We start from the raw sequence: 3,258 nt of genomic DNA, 5'->3' as shown, positions 1-3,258 counted from the left end.
GTACGGAACGCCGAGGTCCGCGTGTACGTTCTCGTCCGTGTCTGCTTCGAAGAAGGCCGCTGTGACGGTCACCACGGCTGCCGCCCTCGCCGTCCTGCTTCCGCTGATCACCGCCGGACCCGCGCTCGCGCGGCCGGTGGCCGACAAGAAGGAGGACAAACAGCCCAAGCCGCCCGCTGTGATGTCCACCGTCGGCGGGACGCTCCTGGGCCGGCCGGGGACACAGGTGCAGCTCGGGGCCGGGGCGCCGGCGCTGCCGAAGCAGCTGAGCGGGCGGTCGTGGATCGTGGCGGACGCCGAGACGGGTGACGTGCTCGCCGCGCACAACGCGCACTGGCGGCTCGCCCCCGCGTCCACCCTGAAGATGCTGTTCGCGGACACCGTCCTGCCGAAGTTCCCCCGGACCCAGACCCACCTGGTCGCCCCCGAGGAGCTGCGGGCCGTCGGCGCGGGGTCCAGCCTGGTCGGCGTCAAGGAGAAGCAGACGTACTCCGTCCACGACCTGTGGCTCGGCGTGTTCCTGCGCTCCGGGAACGACGCGGTGCACGTGCTCGCCGGGATGAACGGCGGCATCCCGCAGACGGTGAAGGACATGAACGACCACGCCGCCGAGCTGCAGGCGCTGGACACCCACGCCGTCTCGCCGGACGGCTACGACGCGCCGGGCCAGGTCTCCTCCGCGTACGACCTCACCCTGATCGCCCGCAGCGGCATGCAGAAGGCCGACTTCCGGGAGTACTGCGCGACCGCCCGCGCCAAGTTCCCCGGCGAGCAGAAGAAGGGCAAGAAGCGCGAGTCCTTCGAGATCCAGAACACCAACCGGCTGCTGACCGGCGACTACGGCATCTCCCCGTACAAGGGCATCGCCGGCGTCAAGAACGGCAACACCACGCACGCGGGGGCGACCTTCACCGGCGTCGCCGAGCGCAACGGCAAGGTGCTCCTGGTGACGGTGATGAACCCGTCGGCGACGGAGTCGCACGCCGTCTACAAGGAGACCGAGCGGCTGTTCGACTGGGGCTTCGCCGCGGCCGGCAAGGTGACCCCGGTCGGCGAGCTGGTCCCGCCGAAGTCCGCCCGCACCGACGCGTCCGCCGAGGGCACCGCCCCCGCGCCCGGCAAGAACAAGCCGAACTCCCCGGACCAGGCGTCCGCCTCGTCGGCGAAGTCCGGCGGCGTCGGCACCGCCCTGGCCGTGGCGGGCGGCGCGCTGGCCCTCCTCGCCGCCGCGGTCTACCTGGTCAACCGCCGCTGGCCGCTTCCCGAGCTGGTCCGGCGTCGTCCTCAGGGTCCGGGTCCGGACGTGAATCCGTAGCCGTCCAGGCCGCGCAGAAGAGCAGCAGCTTCGCGGTGAAGTCGATCCACAGGAGCAGCGCGACCGGGACGCCGAACGCGCCGTACATCGACTTCGCCGCGACGCCGCTCATGTAGCCGCCGAGCAGCAGCTTCAGGGCCTCGAAGCCGATCGCGCCGATCAGGGCCGCGCCGACGAGCCGGCGGCGCGGCGGGCTGACGCCGGTGAACAGGGTGAGCACATAGAGCAGGATCAGGAAGTCGGCGACCACGGCGACGAGGACCGCCGCGACCTGGATGAGCACGCCGCCCGCGCCCTTGTGGGAGACGCCGAGCTGGTCCGTGGTCCAGCCGACGGCGGTGGAGCCGAGCCAGGAGGCGGCCAGCGAGCACAGCACGACACCGCCGAGGCCGAGCAGCACGCCCGCGTCGGCGGCCTTGCGGACGACGGGGTTCCGCTCCTCCTTACCGTCCAGGCCCCACACCGCGCGCAGGCACTCGCGCGTCGAGCCGACCCAGCTGACCCCGGTGACCAGCAGCACGGCCCCGGCGACCAGGCCGACCGTGGCGGCGTTGGCGACGAGACCCCCGATGTCGAGCTGGTCGGAGATGCCGGGGACCTGGTCGGCGATCTTCTCCTCGATCCGGTCGAGTTGTTCGTCGCTGAGCAGCGCCGCGCCGATCGCGGCGGCGACGGTGATCAGCGGGAAGAGCGCGACGAAGCTGATGAACGTGATCGCGGCGGCCAGCCGGGTCCAGTGGACCGCGTCGAGGGTCTCGTACGAGCGCCAGGCGTGGGTGCGCATCAGCCGGGCCGCGAGCGGGCCGATGACGGGGATCTTGGTCAGCCAGTCCATGGCGTACCCGTACCCGTTGATCGGCCGGTCGACCGGTTCGCCGGTCCGAAGACCAGCGTCCTCGTGCCCCAGAAGCGCAGGCAGGTGGCGAGCAGCATCCCGACGCCGAGCCCCGAGACCGTGTCGGCGCGGGCGGAGCTGAGGCCGAGTCCGTAGTGGGAGACGCCCAGACAGCCCAACTGCACGGCCGCGCCCGCGACGTTGACGCCGAAGAAGACCGCGTACTCGCGCAGGCCGACGGTACGGCGGCGGTACGTGCCGAGGGCGTTGCCCAGATAGGCGACCGTGCAGCCGGCCAGGAAGGACAGGCACTTCGCGGCGACCGGGCCGAGCCCGAGCGGCCCGCGGAGCAGGACGAAGAGCGCGAGATCGGCGGCGTACGCGCCGAGCCCGACGAGGGCGAACCCGGCGAGCTCGCGCTTCACGGGGCGCCGACCGGCCGGGCCTCGGCGCGGCTCACAGGTCCGTGACCGCCATCCCGTACATCGCCGCCCAGACCAGCCCGATGACCGCGAGCGGCCGGTCGCGCAGCACGACGTCCTCGGGCTCGCCGGCGGCCCCGCGGTCGGCGAAGACGGCGTACCGGAGCACCGCGAGGATGAAGGCGACCATGGAGAGCTGACGCCACGGCAGCAGCGCGCCGGCCGCGACGCCGCCGCTCTCCAGCGCCCACAGGCAGTAGCCGAGAACCGCCGCCCCGGCCGCCAGCTGCCAGACGAACCGCAGGTACCCGGGGGTGTACTGGGTGAGCAGCGCGCGGGTCGCGCCGCGCGCGGCCTCCATCCGGACGGCCTCGGAGTAGCGCTTGGCGGCCACCATGAAGAGCGCGCCGAAGCCGGTGGTGATCAGGAACCAGCGGGACAGCGGGATGTCGAGGGCGACCCCGCCGATCATGGCGCGCATGAGGAACCCGGTGGTCACCACCGCGAGGTCGACGACCAGGACGTGCTTGAGGCGCACGCAGTACGCGACCTGCATGACCAGGTACGTGACGATCAGCGCGGCGGTCATCGGGTTGCACAGCGCCGCGGCCGCGACGGCGGCCCCGAGCCCGAGCGCCCCGCCGGTCGCGTACGCGACGGGCACCGGGACCACCCCGGCGGCCACC

The 3,258-nt window shown here is 72.7% G+C and carries 4 protein-coding genes; 1 reads left to right on the top strand and 3 read right to left on the bottom strand.

Annotated elements, in window-relative coordinates; all coding sequences use genetic code 11:
• Positions 1 to 37: 37 nt before the first annotated feature.
• Positions 38 to 1,315, top strand: a complete 1,278-nt coding sequence (locus tag VIU94_RS05985) for a D-alanyl-D-alanine carboxypeptidase family protein (protein WP_331908307.1) — start codon at positions 38 to 40, stop codon at positions 1,313 to 1,315.
• On the opposite strand, the gene VIU94_RS05980 is transcribed toward VIU94_RS05985, so the two are convergent.
• The 3 genes from VIU94_RS05980 to VIU94_RS05970 form a co-directional block, all read right to left on the bottom strand.
• Complete coding sequence (locus VIU94_RS05980) at positions 1,242 to 2,150, bottom strand: YihY/virulence factor BrkB family protein (protein ID WP_331908305.1); 909 nt, start codon at positions 2,148 to 2,150, stop codon at positions 1,242 to 1,244. The two genes, VIU94_RS05985 and VIU94_RS05980, sit on opposite strands and share 74 nt — an antisense overlap.
• On the bottom strand, positions 2,138 to 2,575 hold the full coding sequence (locus VIU94_RS05975) for a GtrA family protein (RefSeq protein ID WP_331908303.1): 438 nt from the start codon (positions 2,573 to 2,575) through the stop codon (positions 2,138 to 2,140). Before VIU94_RS05975 ends, VIU94_RS05980 begins: the two co-directional genes overlap by 13 nt.
• Before the next feature lie 31 nt (positions 2,576 to 2,606).
• A partial coding sequence (locus VIU94_RS05970; protein WP_331908301.1) for a decaprenyl-phosphate phosphoribosyltransferase occupies positions 2,607 to 3,258 on the bottom strand: 652 nt, incomplete at its 5' end.

Source organism: Streptomyces sp., assembly GCF_036566765.1.
Lineage (GTDB): Bacteria > Actinomycetota > Actinomycetes > Streptomycetales > Streptomycetaceae > Streptomyces.
Note: the sequence above shows the minus strand (reverse complement) of the source record. Positions and strands in the feature narration are given on the sequence as shown.